Raw genomic sequence first — 20,316 nt, forward strand, 5'->3', positions numbered from 1 at the left:
ACTATGGCGAGAACCACATCTGTACATCCGTGCGACCTAAGTCACACGCCGCTTGGGGAGGAACACTGTCACAACACCGGCGGATATCCAAGGGAAGGTTATTTGCTGAACGCTGTGTCAATCGTCACTTCGCCTTAGTCTTGACAAGAGTATTCATCAAGACTACAAGCGCAGTGATCGTCTCATTAACTCGGCAGCGCAATAGTACAAATCTTTACTCATGCCTATTTACCTGCACAAATGGCAGACTTCCCATCACGGAGTCGCCGGCCGATTAGTTCCGTTTCCCTTCGAGTGACCGGGGTGGCTCATTGGCCAGAAATTGTCGACAGCCCAGCGAAATAGTTACTGCGAGCGAGTCGGCCGAAGTAAATCTGGCTAACGCCCGTATCCAGTCCTGAGTAATGAAACCCCAACGGGCTTCCCGTTCCACAGGAGCCCACTGCGCACGCTCAGGGAAGTACTCACCAAGATCTCCTTCGTTGCTACAGCAACGAAGGAGATCATCGTCGACGGACCCCGGCTCGCATAATCGACACCAGGAAATACACCCAGTGGCTCAGAAGTCTTCGGGGACGCCGCCGTCGTCTTCGTCCTCGTCGGATCCCCCGCCGCCTCGAATGGAGGCGAGCACCGCCGCGAGTTCGTCGGGTTTTGCGAGCACCTCGCGGGCCTTGGATCCCTCGCTGGGGCCCACGATTCCGCGGTTTTCCATTAGATCGATGAGACGGCCGGCCTTGGCGAAGCCCACGCGCAGCTTGCGCTGCAGCATCGAGGTGGAGCCGAACTGGCTCGATACAACCAGCTCGACGGCCTGCAGCAAGGCATCCATATCGTCGCCGATATCGGGGTCGACGTCCTCTTTGCCTGGTCCGCCACCGACCTTGGCCTTGGTGACGCCCTCGTTGTAGTCGGGTTCGGCCTGCTCCTTGGCGGCGGACACCACCGCGCTGATCTCTTCGTCGGTGATGAACGCACCCTGCATGCGGATGGGCCGCCCCGCCCCCATCGGCAGGAACAGCGCGTCGCCCATACCGATGAGCTTTTCGGCGCCGGGCTGGTCCAGGATGACGCGGCTGTCGGTGAGCGATGACGTCGCAAAGGCAAGGCGTGACGGCACATTCGTCTTGATGAGGCCGGTGACGACATCCACCGACGGACGCTGAGTGGCCAGCACCAGGTGGATACCGGCCGCGCGCGCCTTCTGCGTGATGCGCACGATGGCTTCCTCGACATCGCGGGGGGCGGTCATCATCAGGTCGGCGAGCTCGTCTACGACGGCGAGAATGAATGGGTACGGACGGTACTCACGCTGGCTGCCCAACGGTGTGGTGATCTCGCCGGAGCGCACCTTCGCGTTGAAGTCGTTGATGTGCCGGACCTTGCTGGCCTGCATATCCTGGTAGCGCTGTTCCATCTCCTCCACCAGCCACGTCAGGGCGGCCGCCGCCTTCTTAGGCGAGGTGATGATCGGCGTGATCAGGTGCGGAATGCCTTCGTAGGGCGTCAATTCCACCATCTTCGGGTCGATCAGGATCATCCTGACCTCCTCCGGGGTGGCGCGTGCCAGCAGAGAGACGAGCATCGAGTTGACGAAACTGGATTTACCCGAACCGGTGGAACCGGCGACCAGCAAGTGCGGCATCTTGGCCAGGTTGGCCGAAATGAAGTCGCCCTCAATGTCCTTGCCCAGACCGATCAACAGCGGATGGTGATCCCGGCGGGTCTCGGGCGCGGTCAGCACGTCGGCCAGGCGCACCATCTCGCGGTCGGTATTCGGCACCTCGATACCCACCGCGGATTTACCAGGGATCGGGGCCAGCAGGCGCACGCTGTCGGTGGCCACCGCGTAGGCGATATTGCGTTGCAGCGCGGTGATTTTCTCCACCTTGACGCCGGGGCCGAGCTCGACCTCGTAACGGGTGACGGTAGGACCGCGGTTGAAACCGGTGACCGCGGCGTCGACCTTGAACTGCTCCAGCACCCCGGTGATCGCGGCGATCATGTCGTCATTGGCCGCGCTGCTCTCCTTCGGCGGGTCTCCTGCGATGAGCAGATCCAGCGAGGGCAGCATGTAGGGACCCTCGATCACCCGATCAACAACGGGCATCTGCGGTTTCGGCTTGGTCTTCTTGGTCGATTTGACCACCGGCACGGGCTTGGGTGCGGACGGAACGGATGCGGGCGCCGCGGCAACGTCCACGCTGTCTTCCTGGAGGGGGTAGTTCTCCATCGGCGTTGCCCCGCGCGTGAATTCACGTGTCGCCTCGTAATCGTCTTCCGGCTCCACGGCGTCGTCCGCGTTCTCGTCGTCCTCGTCCCAGTCCTCGTCCCATTCGTCATACTCCCGGGGCGAGAACATGTTCCGCAGCGTGTCGGGGATATCGCGAATGGTGGTGCCGGTCAGGAGCAGCACCCCGAAGACGATCGCCATCAGGAGTAGCGGTGCGGCGATCCATGCGGTGAGGCCTTGTGCAAGCGGTCCACCGATCACAAAGCCGACGAAACCGCCCGCGATCGAACGTCCCTCGGGGCCATCGGGTGAACCGGCGAACAGATGCCACAGGCCGAGGATCGGCAAGGCGACCATCGCGAAGCCCAGGAGCAGACGCGGACGCTCCTCGGGATTCGGCTCGGTGCGCATCAAGAACACGGCGATGACGAGAGTGATCACCGGAACCAACACCACACCGGAACCGACGACGGCACGGAAGACACTGTCGATCCAGCCGCCAACTGGTTTGGCCGCGTGGAACCACGAGCTGGCACCCACCACGAACGCCAGACCCAGCAATGCCAACGCAACACCGTCGCGCCGATGGCCGTGCTCGATGTCGCGAGCCCGGCCTACCGACCGAAAAAGGGTTCCCACTCCTTGCGCGCAGGCGTGCCAGCCTGCGCGGGCGCCACGACCCACTGCCACCAGCGGCGCCGACCAGTGCTGGTTACGACGCTGGTTACGGCGGCGCGGGGCCGGACGACGGGTGGGCGCAGTGTTACGCGACCGGGTTCCCGATTTGGTGTTCCGGCCACGTGAACGGCTGACAGTCTTACTCGCCATGGCCGACAGCCTAGTCGCAATAGCCACATCTGCACCATCTACAACACGGATAAAAGCGCATGTAGGCAAATGTTTTGTCACCTACGCGAGGCCGCCCTGAGACGGTCTCGTGACCTTCGAAACGCGGCTTAGCGGTCGGGACGCGGCTTCGTCTCACCCAGCCAGGACTGATTCGCCGCGATGTAGAACTGGTCGCCGTTGTAACTGCTGGCCGAATGGCCCCGGAAGCAGTAGACGCCGGCGTCCTTGGTCACCGCGCATTTCACGGCACGATAGTTGAGGTAGTTGCCCGGTGTAAGCACCGGCGGACGCGTCCCTGGGGCGAACAGTGGTTCGTTGGTGGTGTCGAAATGCGCGCGCCAATCGCCAGGAAACCAGGCCACCTGGTTCGCACCGGGAGGTGCCCCGGGGAACGAACCATTGCAGCCAAAGCTGCCGTCGATCCAGATCGCACAGGTCAACCCTCGTGGCGTCGAGAACCAGGCGCCATCGGTGTCATCGCGCAGAAATGGCTCGAAGTCGGCCTGTTTGAACTTGGTGATGTTGTTGACGTCGGGATACGGATTCGGATCCCCGGAGATATCTGGATCCGCAGCCGCGGAGGCCAGCGACCCCAGGACCATTCCCAGTGTCAGCGTGGCGACGCCGGCCAATCGAGTTAGAAACCGCACTCCAACCCTCCCCATATTTGTGGTTACCGAGTCAGCAAAATAGCGAGACTGATTGTAACCAGACCTTTTGGCTCGCCGAAGGAAATCCGACGAGACACTTGACAATGACTGTTGCCAACATGGCCGGATGCTCGCTAGCCTTCTCCCATGAGTGGCAACGGCGCCCTATCAACCGCATCACCTGTCGAAACGCACCCCTACGACTGCTACTGGCGGCCCGGCAACAAGCTGCGGCCGGCGCCGCCACGGTTGCGCTACGACGCCATGTGGACGCAATCACGCGAGGACATCCTGAAACCGTGGATGGAGTTCCACGAGATCCCACCGGAGACACCGCGGACCCGGCTGCTCGTCGATCACCTGTGGCAGGGCGATGAACTCATGGACGCCGTGGTGGACCGCATCCGCAAGATGCCCGCGCGCCAGGGGCGCGCGATGCTCAACCAAGCCCTCGACCATGGCATCGAATCGGTCGAGAATCCGCCGGCGGAGTTCGTGGCGCTGTTCGAGCAGCTCGACAACCCGCCCGACTGGTACGACCCGAATCTCTGGGAGCAGGGGCGCCAACTGTGGAACGACTCGTCGCTCGCCGCGAAGTTCGGCATGGGATTCGGGGACACCTTCGGCACCTTCGTGGGCGATGAGGTCGCCTACGCCACCGGTGCGACAGGAAGATTCGTCAACGACACACTGCGGCGCAACCTAGAAACCACCGCATGGTTCCGGAAGATGACCTATCGCGGTGCCCTGGAACGCTTTTCGGAGCCCTTCAAGGACACCGTGCGGGTGCGTTTGATGCACTCACAGGTGCGCGCCGGACTGCGGCGGTCCTGGGGTAACGAGCAGTTCGCTCATCACGGCAACCCGATCTCCAATTCGATGATGATGGGTGCGGCGATGACCTTCGGGCTCATTCCGCCGCTCATCGACCACCAGCATGGGCGCACGCGCACGACGGCTGATCTCGAGGCAGCCGTGATGTATTGGGCCTACATCGCCTATGTCTTCGGCGTGGCCGACGAGCTCATTCCGAAGTCGGTGGCCGAGGGCATGGAAACCATGGACTACATGGTCGCCTACGCCGGTGGACCCTCGGAGTGGACCGACATCATGATGAACGCAGCATTCGGCTTCGTGGACAAGGGATTTACCGGACGCGTCGGTCGACTGGTCTTCACTCCCGTTCTCGGTATCGCCGCGTACTACGGCGGCGAGGACCTGGTGCGAGCGCTGGTGCGCGCCACTCCCCTGCGTGACGCCCGACTACAGCCGTGGACTGCGTTAACGGGTATCGCTGTGCACGCCAACGTGCAGTTCCGGCGCGTCCTAGACAAGCTGCCCGGCGCCAAACAGCGTGCCCGGCAACGCAATGGCGAGCTGCTCTGGTGGTCTGCCACCGTGCTGAACCAGGCACTGGCCAAGTTCGGCGGGATGCACGACGCGTCCTATACCCACCATGACGCGACAGCGGCGACACCGGCAGGATGCCCGGTGCCGCACGCGCCGCATGTCAGCGGCTAGGCGCGCCAATCTGGGTCTTCATCTCTTCCATAGATTCACCTATGGTTAGTGCATGGCCGAGAAGGTCTCGCGTGACGACTATTTCCGGGCCGCCTTCGAACTGCTGGCCTTGGGCGGTAAACCGGCGCTCACCACCACCGCCGTGTGCCGAAGGATCGGTGTGACAACCGGCTCGCTGTATCACCACTTCGGCAGCGGGGCAGAGTTCTATAAGGCCGTCATCGACCATTGGGAGAACGAGGTCACCGCCGCGCAACGCAAGCGCGTGGATGAAGTCGCCGATCCACAGGAACGCCTGGAAGTCCTGGAACAAGCGGCTCGCGATGCCGACCACGAGGTTGAGAAGGCCATTCGGGTGTGGGCCACGGCCGACCGGTATGTCGCGGCGGCACAGCATCGTGTCGACCAGGTTCGGCACAAGCACCTCACGAAGCACTACATCACGGCGGGGTTTGGCCCGAACCGTGCCGACACCCTGGCGCGCATCGGTTTCAGCATCCTGGTCGGCGCCCAAGAGATCGGCACCCAGGTTGACCGCACGCGGCTCAACGCCGCTCTCGACGAGTACTCCGTCTGGCTCAATTCGTCGGTGCCGACGGAGACTGCCACTTCCCGGTGACCTTGGCGTATCGGGATATCAAGGCGAGGGCCTCATCGGGAAACAACGCACGGGGGAAGATCTCGCGCGTAGCCGGTCGCGCGGAAAAGATGATCCCCACGACAGCGTCGTTCGCCACGACATTCTGAATCTCGGCATAGTCGCGCACGCTCATGAACCGAGCCGTCAGAAACGATTGCCCAAGCAGCGCATTCGTCGTCGCACGCAGCGTCCAGTAGGTGAAATCGGCCGATCTGAACTCCGCGCGCTGCACCGTACCGGCCGGTATCGCCTGCATCGACCGCCGGGTACGTGAGCGAAGCACCGCGGCGACAAGCACCACTGCCGCCGCCACTACGACCAAGATGACGACACCTGCGGTCGTGCCCACGAAGGCGAAGAAATAGGCGACGTACACAACGCTCAGAACGAGGAGAATCCATACGCCCCTAGACCGCAAGACCGTCCGGAATGCACCCTTGGCAAGGGTCTGCAGTCGCTCCTCGGTGACGACGACCTCGGTCCGGATCGGCAATCCCGGCGACGGCTCTGGATCGGTCAATGTTCCCTCGCGTCTCCCGGCGACTGCTGATTATTGGAAAGCCTATCGAGCGGTGGCTGCCAGCCAGCTTCGGTACGGTGGAAATCGATCCACTCCCAACGACGAGAGGTGTTCCATGCCCACTGTGGTGGCGTTCCTGTATCCCCAGCCAGACAAGCGCGACGAGGTTCGCGCCGCGCTCCTCGAAACGATCCCCTTGGTCCACGACGAGCCAGGCTGCGATCTGTACACCCTGCACGAGGCCCATGATCGGTTCGTCTTCGTCGAATCCTGGGCGAGCAACGAGGCACTGGCAGCGCACGGCAAGGCACCCGCGGTCACCGCGATGTTCGGCAAAGTGGGCCCACTATTGGCCCAGCCACCGGAAATTGTTATCGCCGAACCTCTTCCAGCGGGCGATCCCGCCAAGGGAGATCTGACGCACTGATATGGGAAAACTCGACGGCAAGGTCGCGTTCATCACCGGCGCGGCACGTGGCCAGGGCCGCGCACACGCGATCAAGCTGGCCTCCGAGGGAGCCAGCATCATCGCGGTCGACATCTGCTCGCAGATCGCGTCGGTGGAGTACGCGATGGCTACACCCGAGGACCTTGATCTGACGGTCAAAGAGGTTGACGCGCTGGGCCGTAGCATCACGGCACATCGGGCAGACGTCCGCGATAGGGATGCCCTACAAGCGGCCTATGACGCCGGCGTCGAGGCGCTTGGCCCGGTCGACATTGTGGTCGCCAATGCCAGCATTGCCACGCTGACTCCCGAGAGCGGCGAAGCCGGCTGGACCGATGTTCTCGACGTCAACCTCACCGGGGTGTATCACACCATCGAGGTGGCCCGGCCATCGTTGGTGGCGCGCGGCGTCGGGGGCTCGATTGTGTTGACAAGCTCGGTCGCGGGACTCACCGGGATGGTGATGAACTCCCCCGGCGGACTCGCCTATACGGCCGCCAAGCACGCACTAGTGGGCCTCATGCGGTCCTATGCCAATATGCTTGCGCCACATAATATTCGGGTTAACACGATTCACCCCGGGGGTGTCGCGACACCAATGCTGGTGAACCCGGTGACGGAGGCGCTGTTCACCAACGGCGCACCCGAAGGAATGTCCGATACCGGACACGCACTACCCGTGGTGCTTATGGAGGCCGAGGATATGGCCAACGCGGTGGCATGGCTGGTCTCCGAGGATGCCCGGTACGTCACCGGCGTCGCGCTCCCCATCGACGCCGGCTTCACCAACAGGCGTTAGGCGTGACACGATCAAATCCCGCCGCGCAGACCGCCTTCGGTCCGATGGCCATCGCGGCGATCGAGCAGCATGAACCACGGGGCGGCCGGATTCTCGACGACGACCTGGCGGCCCCGATCCTGCCCGGCGGGCTCCGGCGGTTCGTCCGTGCCATGGCATGGACACCGCTGCGGAATCTTCTGGTGCGTCTGGCCGAGCGCAGCGGCCAGGGCGCCTGGTCGATCTTCGTGTGCCGTAAGCGCTATATCGATGACCAACTCGCTTCTTCCGCAGGCACATTCGATTCGGTGGTCAATTTAGGCGCTGGGTTGGACACCCGCGGGTGCCGGCTGGCCCGAACCTCTCCGGTCCCGGTGTTCGAGGTTGACCAGCCGGTGAACACGGCGGTCAAGCGGCGCGCCATCGAGAAGGCGGTGGGCGCGGTACCACCGTCGGTTCACCTGATCCCTGTCGATTTTCAGCAGGACGATCTGGCCGACGCGCTGCAACGGGCCGGGCATGACATCACGGCGCGCACCTTCTTCATCTGGGAGGGCGTGACGCAGTACCTCTCCGAGCCCGCGGTCCGCGCGACGTTCGCCTTCTTGAGCACGGCAGCGCCCGGCAGCCGCCTCGCGCTTACCTACGTTCAGCGCGACTTCATCGACGGTTCGAATTTATATGGAAACACGATGCTGTACAAACGGTTTCGGGTACGCAGCCAGGTATGGATGTTCGGCCTATCACCCACTTCGGTGGCACCGCTGCTTGCCGAGTACGGCTGGCGAGTGGTCGAGGATGTCAGCGGCCCCGAATACCGGGACCGCTATCTGACGCCCGCCGGACGGCGGCTGTCGACCACCGAACTCGAACGGACCGTGCTCGCCGAAAAGAACTAGCTCGCCGGGATCAGTCCACGGTGAGCACGGTCGGCACGATCATCGGCTGACGCCGATAGACCTCACCAACCCACTTGCCCACCACTCGCCGCACGGCCTGCGCGATGCGGCCGGTATCGGTGACAGCTTGCCCAGCAAGAGAATTCAATTCCGCGATGACCAGTTCAGTCACCGGGTCAAGCGCCTTGGCGTCATCGGAGAAGCCGCGCGAGAACAGCTGTGGCCGACCAACGGTGCGTCCGTCGCTGCGCACCGCGACGGTGACCGCGATGAAACCTCCTCCACCCAGGACCAGACGCTCACCCACGGTCACATCGGAGACATCGCCGTCAACGAGGCCCTGGACAAACATCTTGCCCACCGGAACCCGCCCCGAAATACGAGCGCGCTCGTTGTGCAGGTCCACGCTCACGCCGTTCTCCGCCAAAACGATCCGGTCATCGTCGACACCGGTCTTGACTGCGAGCGCCGCATTGGCGCGCAGGTGCCGCCAGGTGCCGTGCACCGGCATGACATTGCGCGGCCGCACCGCGTTGTATAGGTAGAGCAGCTCACCGGCGTAGGCGTGGCCCGAAACATGGACCCGTGCATGGGTATTCGTCACCACCCGAGTGCCCACCTTCGCGAGGGAGTCGATGACGCCGTAAACCGCCTCCTCGTTGCCAGGCACCAACGAGGAGGACAGGATGACCAAATCGTCGGTGGTCAGTGTGATCTGACGGTGGTCGCCACGCGCCATACGCGACAGCGCTGCCATCGGTTCGCCCTGCGTACCGGTGGTGACCATCACGACTCGTTGCGGTGCAAGCTCGTTCGCAACCTCTACGTTGATGAGATTGCGATCGTCGATATCGAGGAAGCCCAGATCGCGTGCGATGCCCATATTGCGCACCATCGATCGGCCCACAAGTGCGACACGGCGGCCGTGCGCCACCGAGGCATCGACGATCTGTTGCACCCGCGCCACATTGCTGGCAAAACACGCAATGATCACTCGGCCACGGGCGGTCTCGATGAGCCGGTTGAGCGTCGGGGCGATCTCGCTCTCCGACGGGCCCACCCCCGGAATCTCGGAGTTGGTGGAGTCGACGAGGAACAGATCGACGCCCCGATCCCCCAGCCCGGACAGTCCGGGCAAGTCGGTCGGACGGCGGTCCGGCGGCAGCGGATCGAGCTTGATGTCACCGGTGTGCAGGATCGTCCCGGCTTCCGTGTGCACGGCGATGGCGAGGGCGTCGGGAATGGAGTGATTGACCGCGAAGTACTCGCATTCAAAAGCGCCGTGGGTGGACCTTTCCCCCTCGGCGACCTTCACGAACCGTGGGGTGATGCGGTGCTCCCGGCACTTGGCCTCCACCAGCGCCAACGTGAACGCCGAACCCACCACTGGGATATCGGGGCGCATCTTGAGCAGGAACGGGATCGCACCGATGTGATCCTCGTGCGCGTGCGTCAGGACCAGCGCCTCGACATCGTCGAGTCGATCTTCAATAAGGCGAATATCGGGCAGGATGAGGTCGACGCCGGGCTCGTCATGGCCCGGAAAAAGCACTCCGCAGTCGATGATGAGTAGACGTCCGCGCAGCTCGAAAACCGTCATGTTGCGGCCGATTTCGCTGATACCGCCGAGTGCCGTCACACGCAACGCGCCATCGGCGAGCGGTTTGGGCGCGCGCAGATCCTCGGATGGGGTTAACGGCACTTACAGCACCCCGGCAGCGCGCATATCCGCTGCCAATCCTTCGATCTGTTCCGCGCTCGGTGGCACGTTCGGTAGGCGGGGATCGCCAACCTCGATGCCCTGCAACCGAAGTCCGGCCTTCACGGCCCCCACGGCACCCAGTCGTCTACATGCCTCGGTCAGGGGCGCCACCTGGGCATTGAGCTTGCGGGCAGTCTCCACATCCCCGGCGTTGTACGCCGCCAGCATCTCCCGCAGCGGCCCGGCCACAAAGTGCGAGATAACGCTGACGAATCCGACCGCCCCCACCGACAGCCACGGCAAGTTCAGCGGGTCGTCGCCCGAGTAGTAGACAACGTCGGTGCCGGCGATGATCTGGGCGCCACCGTGCAGGTCACCCTTGGCATCCTTGACGGCCACGATGTTCGGGTGGGCCGCCAGTTCGCGGATGGTGCCGAAATCGATCGGGATGACCGAACGCGGCGGGATGTCGTACAGGATGACGGGCACGTTCACCGCATCGGCAACGGCGGTGAAATGCGCCAGCAGCCCTGCCTGTGAGGGCCGCGAGTAATACGGGGTGACAACCAGCAGGCCGTCCGCTCCGGCAGCCTCGCACTCCCGGGACAGCTTGATGGTGTGCGCGGTGTCGTACGTCCCCGACCCGGCAATGACGCGGGCACGGTCGCCGACAGCGGCCACTACCTCGCGCAACAGGGTCAGCTTCTCGGCATCGGAGGTAACGGGCGACTCCCCGGTGGTGCCGGAGAGCACGAGGCCATCGCATCCGGCGTCGACTAGGTGCGCGGCCAACCGGACCGCGGTATCGACGTCTAGGGCGCCATCGGCATCGAACGGGGTCACCATCGCGGTGAGCACGGTGCCGAGCCGCGCCACTGTTTCACCTGCTGTCACGGCATGAGAATACCCGCCCCGACCAAGCGAATATGCCGTGCCCTCTGTGTCTTATCCCTCGTAGACCAGCGGGGAGATCGCGACCTCTGTGCCGTCGGCCAGTGTTGCGATATCGAAGTCACCGAATATGGACGGCGCCAGGTCGGCGAGCTGGCGCAGACAGGCGATCGCCAGGCGCCGAATCTCCACGTCGGCATGCTCGCTGGCCCGCATCGCGATGAAATGCCGCCAGGCCCGGTAGTTCCCGGTGACGACAATCCGGGTCTCGGTGGCATTGGGCAGTACCGATCGGGCCGCCTGCCGCGCCTGCTTGCGCCGCAGGACGGCATTGGGGACGTCGGCGAGCTTGGATTCCAGCTTCTCCAGCAGCTCGACGTAAGCACTGCGGCTGGCATCGGTGGCCTTGCGCAGCAGCTCCACCAGCTCCGGGTCCTCTTCGACGGCAGGCGGCAGCACCACGTTGGAGTCGGCCTCGGGGACGAACCGCTGCGAGAGCTGCGAGTACGAGAAGTGGCGGTGTCGAATCAGCTCGTGTGTGCAGGAGCGTGAAATGCCCGTGATGTAGAAGGTGACCGAGGCGTGTTCGAGCACCGACAGGTGTCCCACTTCGATGACGTGACGCAGGTAGCTCTCGTTAGTGGCCGTGCGTGGGTTGGGCTTGGCCCAGCTCTGGTAGCAGGCCCGGCCGGCGAATTCGACCAGCGCGGATCCACCGTCGGCATCGGTGCTCCAGTCGATGTCTGGAGGTGCGATGAAGTCGGTCTTCGCTATCAGCTGCACACGCAGCGGCACGATCTCAGCCACGCGCACACCCTACTTTCCGCGTGAGTCCTCGCCGACACGCCGTCTTGCGGCGGCAACGTGCGATACGAACCAACCGCCACGCGGCGTGTCGGCGGCACAAGCGGTCACACATACGATCGACCCGTGAGCTCCTGGACGCTTGGACCCCAGAACGGCACGCTGACCCTGCAGACCGGTGTCACCGGGCGGGCCGCCCGCATGGGCCACCGGCTGACGATCGTCATGGAGTCCTGGACCGTCTCGATCGACGACTCCGACGACCTGCCATCATCCGCCAGTCTCGTGGTCGATGTGGAGTCACTGCGGGTCGCAAGCGGCGAGGGCGGACTGACACCGCTCACTGCACCCGAGAAAATCATCGTGCGATCCAATGCGTTGAAGACGCTGAACGCCAAGCGATTTCCCACCATCGAGTTCCATGCCGAGAGGATCACGCAGAGCGACGCGGGCTACCGACTGCATGGTCCCCTGACAATTCACGGAGTGACGCAGATTGTCGATCTCGATCTTGTTGTCGTCGATAGCGGTGACGACCAGCACCTGAGCCTCACGACGGAAGTGTCTCAGCGGGCGTATCAGGTCAAGCCGTTTTCGATGGCGATGGGATCGCTGAAGGTCGCCGACCTGGTCACCGTGTCGTTCGAAGGACGCCACCAAGGGGCTTGATCAGATCGCCGCGCTTCCCCACCGCGACAGCGTCGAGGTCCAGCCAGGAGGCCATCGCGCCCAGCTGCTCGGCCAGGGGCGCGGCGATGCGTGACGGATCCTGCCCCGCCTCGGCGAACGCTCCCACTACATTGAGCGTCCCGGTTGTGCGATCGGCCTTGAGGTCGACCCTGCCGACGAGATGCCCGTCGAGCAGAAACGGCCAGACGTAGTACCCGTACTGCCGCTTGGGCGCCGGCGTATAGATCTCGATGCGATAGTGGAAGTCGAAGAGCCGCTCGACCCTGGGACGAAAGAAGATCAGCGGATCGAAGGGGCACAGCAACGCGGTACCACGGTCGACACGCGGAATCGTCTGCCCAGCAGCCAGATACGCCGGGGCACTCCACCCGTCGACCGCCACCTTCTCGACTTCCCCCGCGTCGGCGAGCGCGGCCAGCGCTGGTTTGATCTGCCCGGCCGACAGCCGGAAGTAGTCGCGGATATCGGCCTCGGTAGCGATGCCCAGCGCGCGCGCCGCGCGGCGCGCCAACTCCAGCACCGCCTCCTCATCGGAGACCTCACGTTGGTAGATCTCGGCGGGAATCACCTTGTGCGCCAGCTGGTAATGCCGCGAGAAGCCGACCCGCTTGTCGGTGGTCAGCTCGCCGGAGGAAAACAGGGCTTCGGCGATCCACTTGGTCTCGCTGCGATCCCACCACGGGCCTTTGCGGCCCGGCGCTTCCCTCTCCAGGTATGCCTCGATCTGTCCGGCGGTACATGGCCCGAGTTCGGCGACGGCTGCGAGCACATCGTCGACGAGCTGTGGATTTTCCTCGACGAACTTTCGCGCCCACCGCCCGTGCCGGTATTCGCGCATCCGCCACCGCATCAGCGGCCAGTCCTGGATGGACATCAGTGCTGCCTCGTGCGCCCAGTACTCGATGAGCAGCCGCGGCGTTCGGGCGCTGTGACTCCAGGCAGCGTCGTCCAGAAGCGCGCGGTCGTAGGGTCCGAGCCTGCTGAACACCGGCGCATAGTGTGCGCGCACCGCAACCGATACCGAATCCAGTTGCAGAACCTGAATTCTGGCGATGAGCCTGCGTAGATGCGCGCGCGTGATCGATGTCGCTGGTGTGTCGGTGAAGCCCTGGGCCGCAATTGCAATGCGCCGCGCCTGCCCGACGTTCAACGTCGACCGGCTCACCGGGCTCCCACAAGACGCGCCAACCAGTCTGGATCGGACGGGTCGACGATCTCCCCCGAGCCATCGACGACGCCGGGGACACCTCCCAGCCCCTGGTCGGTCAGCTGCTGCTCGTTGCCGGCAGTCCGTCGGTGATCGGCATCGGCGATCTGAAGAGACGAAATCTCGCGCAGCACATCGCCCGTCACCCCGGCCCCGGCGGCTATCTCACTGATCTGCAGATTAGTGAGGTTCCCAATGCCTTCGGCCGGCTGCCTACGAAACATCTCACCGATGAAGCCCAGGATCACCGCATCGGAGGCACCCGACTTGTCGATCAGGAATAGCGAAGCCGCAGCGCGTGACGAGTAGTCGCCGCTGGCCGAGATCGGATCCAGGAAGCTCACCGGCCGGTAGGTCACCCGCAACCGACCTTCGGTCACGTATTTCGTGATGTCCTCGCCGTATTCGGCCTCGAATCGCTGGCAGAACGGACATTGGAAATCGACGAACACGGTGATACCGGCGGCGACATCACCGGCGCCACCCACCGTCACGGCGGCACCCTGGCTGCTCCCCCAGCCTGCGGCTTCGGCGGGCGCCGACGCGGCTCCATCAACAGTGCGGGTGCAACCGGCGAGAGCCAGCACCGCGGTGGCCATCAGGATGGCCAGCGGGAGCAGCACACTGGGGGCCCCTCCCGCTCGCGGGGGACTCACACGTCGACCTTCCGGTAGCTCAGGAACTGATACCGGACCCCGGATTCGCTTGTTTTCCAGTCGTTTTCCTCAACAACCCAGCTCTCATCGAGCTCCGGCGCGAGAGCATCGCCCGATACGTCGACGTCCACCACCGTCACCTCGCATCGCTGCGCGAGAGGCAGGAACAGCCGATAGATCTCCCCGCCACCGATGACCCAAGGCGCCTCATCGGAAGCGGCCATCGCGGCGTCCACACATCCCACTGCCAAAGCATCGTCCGGTTCGAACAACGCATCCCTGGTCAGCACGATATTGGGCCTACCCGGCAATGGCCGAACGCTCGCCGGCAACGACTCCCACGTCTTGCGCCCCATGATGACGGTGTGCCCCATGGTGATTCGCTTGAAATGCGCCTGATCTTCCGGTAGCCGCCACGGTATAGCACCGTCCGCACCGATGATGCCGTCGCGCGACTGCGCCCAGATCAGTCCGATGGTTCCGGTCATACCGCGACAGGCGCCTTGATGGCCGGGTGATGCTGGTAGTCCTCGACGGAAATGTCGTCGTACTCGTAATCGAATATCGAATTACGCTGCGCCAAAACCAATCTGGGGTACGGATAGGGATCGCGGCGGAGCTGTTCGGTGACCTGCTCGACATGGTTGTCATAGATATGACAGTCACCACCCGTCCACACGAAGTCGCCCACTCCGAGCCCGGCCTGCGCGGCCATCATGTGCGTGAGCAGCGCGTAGCTGGCGATATTGAACGGAACTCCGAGGAACAGGTCGGCGCTGCGTTGATACAGCTGGCAGCTCAGCTTGCCGTCGGCGACGTAGAACTGGAAGAAGGCGTGGCATGGCGGCAGCGCCATCTGCGGGATCTCGCCGACGTTCCAGGCCGAGACGATGTTGCGTCGCGAATCGGGGTTGGTGCGCAACACTTCCAGCGCGGAGCTGATCTGGTCGATGTGCTCACCCGACGGGGTGGGCCAGGAGCGCCACTGCACCCCGTACACCGGACCCAGCTCCCCGGTCTCCGATGCCCACTCGTCCCAGATGGTGACTCCGTGCTCTTGCAGCCAGCGGACATTGGAGTCGCCACGCAGGAACCACAACAGCTCATAGATCACCGACTTCAGGTGCACCTTCTTGGTGGTGATCAACGGGAAGCCGTCCTCCAGGCGGTAACGCAGCTGGTGGCCGAAGATGCTGCGGGTGCCGGTGCCGGTGCGATCCGACTTCGGTGTGCCCTGATCGAGCACGAGGCGCAGCAGATCCTCGTAAGGGGTGGGTATGGACACTCGGTCAGCTTACGTGGCCCCTACGACGATCACGTCGATAGCAATCCGGCGCGTGCCGCTCTCTTACGCCATCCCTTGCCGCGATATTCACCGTGGGATGACGCCGTGCCGTTCTACGGATTCGCGAGCGCTTCGATCCCGGCGACAATGTCCGCGCGCAATGCACCAGCCTGTTCGGCGGTCAGGGATGCGGCGGGGAATTTGCAGACGATGGTGAATTCGTCGCCGATGGAATAGACCTCGTATCGGGTGGCGTGCGGCAAGGGCGAGCCTGCCGCGATCGCGACCGGGGGTGTTGCCAGTTGGACGTCGAAGTCCTCCATGATCAGGCCTGCAGGCAGGGGCGGGGTGGGCAGAATTCCAGGGTTGGTGATCCGGATAAACGGTCCGAAACGACCGGTCAGGAACGTGTCAGCGATGTGGTGAACGCATTGCAGGAGAAACCCGCTGCTGATGTCCTCGATGATCTGACGTGTCACCTCGGAGCCGACCTGCACGGGGTCATCATGTGCACGGACCATTACCTGGCTCCGGGCGATCATGATTCCGTTGGCGATCTCTCCGAGTTCGGCAGGCGGTGTCAGGTGCTGGCGATAGTCCACAAGCGACTCGAATCCCAGGTTCACCGGCTCGCCGGAGTCGACGGGGATCAAAGCACGTTCTGCCAGCGCGATAACACCCGTGACCAGGCTATTCACGGTGGCGTGCCGTTGCCGGGCCGCCGCCCGCAATCTGGCGGACACTTCGGGGTCAAAGCGTTGCTTCCACCCCAAGACCGTTCCTGGGGAGGTGGATATCTCGTGCTGCTGCTTGCCACCCCAGTAGGTCGGCGCGAACCACGGCTTCTCGGGGAGAGGAGTCTGTTGAAGACCCCGGCTCGCCATCGCGGTCTCCGGAGCCACGGGAAAACGCTGAGACTGCGGCTGAGGAATCTCTCCTGTGCTCACGATCCAGGTGTAGAGCTCCCACAGTTCGTAGAAGTAGACATAACTGAGGCGCGCATCCGCGACCGAGTGGTCCACACCGACTGCGACAGCACTGCCGGCTTCCTGCGGGTGGACCAGGATCGCAAAGGTCCCGTCGTCGAGCGAGAGCACCGGCAGCGTCGCGATATCTTCGAGGGGCTCCGTCCGCAGCGACACGACGGTGTCGCGCACCGGTTCGGTGGTGACCCGGAAACGGCGGCCGACGGGTTCGACCCGTGCCGCAAGGTAGGGGTGCTTCTGCTGCAAGAGCGTCGCGGCCGCGCTCAATGCTGCGATGTCCAGGTCACCCTGCAGCCACGCGACATACCAAATGGTGGTGTACCTCCGCAGATGGTTCAATTCCGATTCGGCCGCCGAGAGCATCCGCTGAATACCGACTGTTTCGGTCGCGCCTAGCGTGGCGTTACCTGCAGATTCCGCCATATCGGAATTCCCCTCCCAGAGCTGAATAGCTAACTCATCACCTTTTCTACAATATAGATAGGTGACGAGTCGCCCCGGGTCGACCCATGATTAAAAATACGTAATAACGTAAGTCGAATATGACAGACTACGGTGCACATGACCGATTCGAATTTATTTATTGCGAAGTTCCTAATTACCTGCACAATGGCGGAGCGAGTCATATGAACTCCGCCATTTCGGCACCCCACCGCTATTCGGTATGGCGCCGCGCCCGGCCCGCAAGGCTTTGCATACTGCGCAGCATCGTGCGCGTCGCGTAGAACCCGGCGACCAGCGCCAAGGCCAGCATCACCAGGAACATGACCAGCCAGTTCGTCCGCGTGTGCTCGACGTTCCACCAGATCACGGTGAACAGAACGGCTCCGACGAACACCAGGATGTCCCGCCAGCCCCCGCCATACGACAGCGCCGCCTCCCGTAGCGAGCGGCTTCGGTCGCTAGTGGCGATCAGATCATCGATGCGTTGGTCGATGCTGCGCTGGAATGCCGCGCGACGTTCGGTCTGTTCCGCGGGGATGCGGTCCAACAAGTCGAAGTCCTTGGCGATCATCGCGCGGAAGTCCGGGGGTTTGAGATTGCCTGCTACAGCTCCCAGCAGTGCGCCACCGGCGATAGGTGCTGCCCCCAGGGCAAGTTCGGCAAGTCCGGGCATGCCAGTCTCCTTATTGCATCAAGATCGCGGCGAGCGTGCCGCCAAGGTTATAGGCCCGCTCGCGCACGGATGCATCGATCGGCCCGACAACCTCAAGCACGTCTGCCGCCTTCTCCAGCGCCAGCCCGGTCACGATCTTGTCCACCGCGGACGCCGCGCCCACCGTGTCATTGTTGCCGTGCACCCACAGGCCATAGGGACGTGCGGCGACGTGATCCAGGCTCGGGTAGTAGACGGTGTCGAAGAAGTGTTTGAGCGCGCCGGACATGTATCCGAAATTCGCGGTAGTTCCGAATAGGTACCCGTCGGCCTCGAGCATGTCGGGGATCGTCGCGGCCAGAGCGGGACGGGCCACCACCTCGACCCCCGAGATATCGGGGTCCTTGGCCCCTGCCAGCACCGCTTCCAGCAGTTCACGGGTGGCCGGTGACGGAGTGTGGTGCACCACCAGCAGGCGGCTCATGGGGTTGCCGCCTCCTGCTGCATCAGCACGGCGGTGTGCATCGTCTCGCGGGCGCGACCGCGATCCCCGGCATAGTCATAGGCGCGGGCCAGCCGATACCACCCCACCCAGTCGTCGGGTTCGGCCTCGACCTCGGCCTTCACGGTCGCGAAGAGTGCGTCGGCGTCCTCCCGGTTGACGCGTCCGGACGGTGTCCTGCGCAATGCGCTGACATCCAGTTCGCGGCCCCGCTCTGCTGCCAGCCCCGCGAGTCGCTGATGGGCGAAGCCCGCACGCAAAGTGGCGACCATGGCCCACAACCCGATGAACGGAAGGATCAGCACCCCGATCCCCATGCCGATCGCCGCAGGCTTCCCGGTTTCGACGAGGGCGACACCCATCCGGCCCAGGATCAGGAAGTACGCCACCATCGCCGCGCACATGAACGCGATGAGGATCTTGACCCGGGCGGCGGCGGACATTACAGCTCCAGCAGGGGCTCGATGCCAATCGTCAGGCCCGGCCGTGCCGCGATGTTGCGCACGGCCAGCAGCACACCCGGCGCGAAGGACGACCGGTCGATGCTGTCGTGCCGGATGGTCAACGTCTCGCCGGTCGTCCCGAACAGCACTTCCTGGTGCGCGACAAGTCCTGCGACACGGACCGCGTGCACCCGCACTCCGTCGACATCGGCACCGCGCGCTCCCTCGATCCCGGTGCTGGTGGCGTCGGGGCTCGGCGGCAATCCCTTACGCGCCTCGGCGATCAAACGCGCGGTGCGGGTCGCTGTTCCCGATGGGGCGTCCGCCTTGTTGGGGTGGTGCAGCTCGATGACCTCGACCGATTCGAAGAATCGGGCGGCCTGCTGGGCGAACTTCATCGACAGCACGGCACCGATCGCGAAGTTCGGGGCGATCAACACACCCGTTCCCGGGCTTTCGGCAAGCCAGACCCGCACCTGGTCCAGACGCTCGTCGGTAAAGCCGGTGGTGCCGACGACAGCGTGGATACCGTTGCCTATCAAGAACTTCAGATTGTTCATGACGACATCGGGATGGGTGAAGTCGATGACGACGCCGGCCGCCGTGAGCGCTTCCAGCGAGTCGTCCTTGTCAACAGCGGCCACCAGGTCAAGATCGACGGCGGCATCGACGGCCTGACACATGGCCTGGCCGACCTTTCCCTGGGCTCCGAGCACTCCGGTCGCGATGGTGGTCACGCGGTCACCTTATCGTCGGCGGACACACTCAGCAGACGCCCTCCGTGGTGCCCGACTACGAGCGACACCTCGCAGACGCAATCGTGCGCGTCGCTCGCCGCCGGGCACACAGGATGTTCACCGGACAGATCCCCCGGCGATCACGTGAGCTACGAAATTCCTGTCATACGCTCAATTTGCCAGTAGATTGCATCAACTCCTGGTTGAGGCTATTTCTGAGTGCACCAGCGCGTGTGACAACGCCCCGTCGAGCAATCGGCTGTGACCGCTCTCACGATTCTGGCAACCATTTGCCGGCATTACGCGATGCTCTCAGGTTCCTCTCAGAAACGTATCTCTAGCTGCGATACGATCAAGATCACGCATCCACTGGTACTCTAAAACCCATGTCGGGCCGCAAGCGATTGACGCGTATGGGGGGCGTTGCAATCGTCCTCCTAGCGGCCCTGTGCTTCCTCGGACCGGCCACGCACGGGCAGATGTTCGGGTGGCGAGCGGCCGTTGTTGGTGCTTCGCCAGCGTCGAGCCTGTCGCCCGAGGAGATTCACGAGCACGCCAAGAGCTCGGTGAGCGCGGCCGCCACACGAATCCGGCAGCAGCCCAGCGCGTTGTCGCTGCGATTGCCCGTGGCCCTTTACATGTCCGCCCTTTTGGGTGCCGCTCTGCTGGCACTACTGGCCGCGCGAGGCTCACTGTTTTCTCGTGCGCCCGACAACTTAGGACGACAACGCCTTATCACCCTCGGGATAGATCGACGCTGAGCCGTCACCGTGACGGCA

Annotated in this window: 22 protein-coding genes; 7 read left to right on the forward strand and 15 right to left on the reverse strand. The window is 63.7% G+C overall.

Features of this window, described 5'->3' with window-relative positions; all coding sequences use genetic code 11:
- Positions 1 to 559: 559 nt before the first annotated feature.
- On the reverse strand, positions 560 to 3,061 hold the full coding sequence (locus AB0H22_RS15925) for a DNA translocase FtsK (RefSeq protein ID WP_180747961.1): 2,502 nt from the start codon (positions 3,059 to 3,061) through the stop codon (positions 560 to 562).
- Between the two features lie 128 nt (positions 3,062 to 3,189).
- The gene (locus AB0H22_RS15930; RefSeq protein ID WP_180747962.1) at positions 3,190 to 3,732 is read right to left on the reverse strand and encodes a hypothetical protein; all 543 of its coding nucleotides are present in this window, start codon (positions 3,730 to 3,732) and stop codon (positions 3,190 to 3,192) included.
- A gap of 147 nt (positions 3,733 to 3,879) precedes the next feature.
- Between AB0H22_RS15930 and AB0H22_RS15935 the strand changes: the two genes are divergently transcribed.
- Positions 3,880 to 5,253, forward strand: a complete 1,374-nt coding sequence (locus tag AB0H22_RS15935; RefSeq protein WP_358147199.1) for an oxygenase MpaB family protein — start codon at positions 3,880 to 3,882, stop codon at positions 5,251 to 5,253.
- A 52-nt stretch (positions 5,254 to 5,305) separates the two neighbouring features.
- Positions 5,306 to 5,872, forward strand: coding sequence for a TetR/AcrR family transcriptional regulator (locus AB0H22_RS15940; protein WP_358147200.1), 567 nt, complete (start codon positions 5,306 to 5,308; stop codon positions 5,870 to 5,872).
- Here AB0H22_RS15940 and AB0H22_RS15945 read toward each other — a convergent pair.
- Positions 5,832 to 6,413: a hypothetical protein gene (locus AB0H22_RS15945; RefSeq protein ID WP_180747965.1), complete on the reverse strand. Its 582-nt coding sequence runs from the start codon at positions 6,411 to 6,413 to the stop codon at positions 5,832 to 5,834. The two genes, AB0H22_RS15940 and AB0H22_RS15945, sit on opposite strands and share 41 nt — an antisense overlap.
- Before the next feature lie 115 nt (positions 6,414 to 6,528).
- Between AB0H22_RS15945 and AB0H22_RS15950 the strand changes: the two genes are divergently transcribed.
- The 3 genes from AB0H22_RS15950 to AB0H22_RS15960 are packed head-to-tail and all read left to right on the forward strand — an operon-like array spanning position 6,529 to position 8,538.
- Positions 6,529 to 6,840: a putative quinol monooxygenase gene (locus AB0H22_RS15950; protein ID WP_180747966.1), complete on the forward strand. Its 312-nt coding sequence runs from the start codon at positions 6,529 to 6,531 to the stop codon at positions 6,838 to 6,840.
- A gap of 1 nt (position 6,841) precedes the next feature.
- On the forward strand, positions 6,842 to 7,660 hold the full coding sequence (locus tag AB0H22_RS15955) for a mycofactocin-coupled SDR family oxidoreductase (RefSeq protein ID WP_358147201.1): 819 nt from the start codon (positions 6,842 to 6,844) through the stop codon (positions 7,658 to 7,660).
- A gap of 2 nt (positions 7,661 to 7,662) precedes the next feature.
- A complete protein-coding gene (locus AB0H22_RS15960; protein ID WP_358147202.1) occupies positions 7,663 to 8,538 on the forward strand; it encodes an SAM-dependent methyltransferase in 876 nt (291 codons plus the stop codon).
- A 10-nt stretch (positions 8,539 to 8,548) separates the two neighbouring features.
- Here the strand turns inward: AB0H22_RS15960 and AB0H22_RS15965 are convergent, their stop codons facing one another.
- The 3 genes from AB0H22_RS15965 to thyX form a co-directional block, all read right to left on the reverse strand.
- Positions 8,549 to 10,240: a ribonuclease J gene (locus tag AB0H22_RS15965; protein WP_358147203.1), complete on the reverse strand. Its 1,692-nt coding sequence runs from the start codon at positions 10,238 to 10,240 to the stop codon at positions 8,549 to 8,551.
- Positions 10,241 to 11,116 (reverse strand): 4-hydroxy-tetrahydrodipicolinate synthase, encoded by an 876-nt coding sequence (dapA, locus tag AB0H22_RS15970; RefSeq protein ID WP_358147488.1) that lies wholly within the window; start codon positions 11,114 to 11,116, stop codon positions 10,241 to 10,243.
- A 69-nt stretch (positions 11,117 to 11,185) separates the two neighbouring features.
- Positions 11,186 to 11,938, reverse strand: coding sequence for an FAD-dependent thymidylate synthase (gene thyX, locus AB0H22_RS15975; protein WP_358147204.1), 753 nt, complete (start codon positions 11,936 to 11,938; stop codon positions 11,186 to 11,188).
- 123 nt (positions 11,939 to 12,061) lie between these two features.
- Here thyX and AB0H22_RS15980 point away from each other — a divergent pair, with 123 nt between their 5' ends.
- The gene (locus AB0H22_RS15980) at positions 12,062 to 12,604 is read left to right on the forward strand and encodes a YceI family protein (RefSeq protein ID WP_358147205.1); all 543 of its coding nucleotides are present in this window, start codon (positions 12,062 to 12,064) and stop codon (positions 12,602 to 12,604) included.
- Here the strand turns inward: AB0H22_RS15980 and AB0H22_RS15985 are convergent.
- From AB0H22_RS15985 to dapB, 9 genes are all read right to left on the reverse strand, one after another.
- Complete coding sequence (locus tag AB0H22_RS15985) at positions 12,567 to 13,790, reverse strand: crosslink repair DNA glycosylase YcaQ family protein (RefSeq protein WP_358147206.1); 1,224 nt, start codon at positions 13,788 to 13,790, stop codon at positions 12,567 to 12,569. The two genes, AB0H22_RS15980 and AB0H22_RS15985, sit on opposite strands and share 38 nt — an antisense overlap.
- Complete coding sequence (locus tag AB0H22_RS15990) at positions 13,787 to 14,431, reverse strand: DsbA family protein (RefSeq protein ID WP_358147490.1); 645 nt, start codon at positions 14,429 to 14,431, stop codon at positions 13,787 to 13,789. Before AB0H22_RS15990 ends, AB0H22_RS15985 begins: the two co-directional genes overlap by 4 nt.
- Before the next feature lie 53 nt (positions 14,432 to 14,484).
- The gene (locus AB0H22_RS15995) at positions 14,485 to 14,976 is read right to left on the reverse strand and encodes a dihydrofolate reductase (RefSeq protein ID WP_180747972.1); all 492 of its coding nucleotides are present in this window, start codon (positions 14,974 to 14,976) and stop codon (positions 14,485 to 14,487) included.
- Positions 14,973 to 15,773 (reverse strand): thymidylate synthase, encoded by an 801-nt coding sequence (locus AB0H22_RS16000; RefSeq protein ID WP_358147207.1) that lies wholly within the window; start codon positions 15,771 to 15,773, stop codon positions 14,973 to 14,975. Before AB0H22_RS16000 ends, AB0H22_RS15995 begins: the two co-directional genes overlap by 4 nt.
- A gap of 113 nt (positions 15,774 to 15,886) precedes the next feature.
- Entirely contained in the window at positions 15,887 to 17,182 is a 1,296-nt protein-coding gene (locus tag AB0H22_RS16005) for an acyltransferase (protein WP_358147208.1), read from the reverse strand.
- A gap of 232 nt (positions 17,183 to 17,414) precedes the next feature.
- Complete coding sequence (locus AB0H22_RS16010) at positions 17,415 to 17,876, reverse strand: hypothetical protein (RefSeq protein WP_180747974.1); 462 nt, start codon at positions 17,874 to 17,876, stop codon at positions 17,415 to 17,417.
- 10 nt (positions 17,877 to 17,886) lie between these two features.
- On the reverse strand, positions 17,887 to 18,339 hold the full coding sequence (locus AB0H22_RS16015; RefSeq protein ID WP_358147209.1) for a flavodoxin: 453 nt from the start codon (positions 18,337 to 18,339) through the stop codon (positions 17,887 to 17,889).
- A complete protein-coding gene (locus AB0H22_RS16020) occupies positions 18,336 to 18,800 on the reverse strand; it encodes a hypothetical protein (protein WP_358147210.1) in 465 nt (154 codons plus the stop codon). The genes AB0H22_RS16015 and AB0H22_RS16020 overlap by 4 nt, the downstream gene beginning before the upstream one ends.
- On the reverse strand, positions 18,800 to 19,528 hold the full coding sequence (gene dapB, locus AB0H22_RS16025; protein ID WP_358147492.1) for a 4-hydroxy-tetrahydrodipicolinate reductase: 729 nt from the start codon (positions 19,526 to 19,528) through the stop codon (positions 18,800 to 18,802). The genes AB0H22_RS16020 and dapB overlap by 1 nt, the downstream gene beginning before the upstream one ends.
- Positions 19,529 to 20,016: 488 nt before the next feature.
- Between dapB and AB0H22_RS16030 the strand changes: the two genes are divergently transcribed.
- Positions 20,017 to 20,298, forward strand: coding sequence for a hypothetical protein (locus tag AB0H22_RS16030; protein WP_180749622.1), 282 nt, complete (start codon positions 20,017 to 20,019; stop codon positions 20,296 to 20,298).
- Positions 20,299 to 20,316: the final 18 nt, after the last annotated feature.

This window comes from Mycobacterium sp. NPDC050853 (genome assembly GCF_040653875.1).
Lineage (GTDB): Bacteria > Actinomycetota > Actinomycetes > Mycobacteriales > Mycobacteriaceae > Mycobacterium.

Coding starts and splice junctions, on each gene's coding strand:
- AB0H22_RS16005 (WP_358147208.1), bottom strand. CDS start 17,182: ATGGCGGAATCTGCAGGTAACGCCACGCTAGGCGCGACCGAAACAGTC.
- AB0H22_RS15990 (WP_358147490.1), bottom strand. CDS start 14,431: ATGGCCACCGCGGTGCTGGCTCTCGCCGGTTGCACCCGCACTGTTGAT.
- AB0H22_RS15935 (WP_358147199.1), top strand. CDS start 3,880: ATGAGTGGCAACGGCGCCCTATCAACCGCATCACCTGTCGAAACGCAC.
- AB0H22_RS15955 (WP_358147201.1), top strand. CDS start 6,842: ATGGGAAAACTCGACGGCAAGGTCGCGTTCATCACCGGCGCGGCACGT.
- AB0H22_RS16015 (WP_358147209.1), bottom strand. CDS start 18,339: ATGAGCCGCCTGCTGGTGGTGCACCACACTCCGTCACCGGCCACCCGT.
- AB0H22_RS15950 (WP_180747966.1), top strand. CDS start 6,529: ATGCCCACTGTGGTGGCGTTCCTGTATCCCCAGCCAGACAAGCGCGAC.
- AB0H22_RS15925 (WP_180747961.1), bottom strand. CDS start 3,061: ATGGCGAGTAAGACTGTCAGCCGTTCACGTGGCCGGAACACCAAATCG.
- AB0H22_RS16020 (WP_358147210.1), bottom strand. CDS start 18,800: ATGTCCGCCGCCGCCCGGGTCAAGATCCTCATCGCGTTCATGTGCGCG.
- AB0H22_RS16030 (WP_180749622.1), top strand. CDS start 20,017: ATGTTCGGGTGGCGAGCGGCCGTTGTTGGTGCTTCGCCAGCGTCGAGC.
- AB0H22_RS15940 (WP_358147200.1), top strand. CDS start 5,306: ATGGCCGAGAAGGTCTCGCGTGACGACTATTTCCGGGCCGCCTTCGAA.
- AB0H22_RS15995 (WP_180747972.1), bottom strand. CDS start 14,976: ATGACCGGAACCATCGGACTGATCTGGGCGCAGTCGCGCGACGGCATC.
- AB0H22_RS16010 (WP_180747974.1), bottom strand. CDS start 17,876: ATGCCCGGACTTGCCGAACTTGCCCTGGGGGCAGCACCTATCGCCGGT.